Source organism: Bacteroides sp. AM37-9, assembly GCF_003603455.1.
GTDB lineage: Bacteria > Bacteroidota > Bacteroidia > Bacteroidales > Bacteroidaceae > Bacteroides > Bacteroides xylanisolvens.
Map to the genome: position 1 here is coordinate 1 of NZ_QTNF01000095.1, position 242 is coordinate 242.

Consider the following 242-nt stretch of genomic DNA (forward strand, 5'->3'; position numbering starts at 1 on the left):
ACTTTAAAGAAAGCTACAAATAGTTACCCCCAAGAAATTGCGGGTGAGCCGTTTTTCCTACTATAAAGTTGAAAAACATAAAAGCATCTGCCACCTGCAACGAAAAGCGTGTAATGCGCTAATTGATAAATAGTTGGAGCGTTGCAGATACCTGCGGCAGATAGGCTGCAGATAAAGTATCTGCAACACGTTATATAATCAAAGAAAAAGCCTTGATTCCTTTGTGCAAAGCTATGGGATAA

Annotated in this window: 1 protein-coding gene; it reads right to left on the reverse strand. The window is 39.3% G+C overall.

Annotated features, from left to right (window positions below; translation table 11 throughout):
* Positions 1–23: 23 nt before the first annotated feature.
* Positions 24–242: hypothetical protein (locus DW862_RS26225; protein ID WP_207895199.1), on the reverse strand; the 219-nt coding region annotated here is incomplete at its 5' end.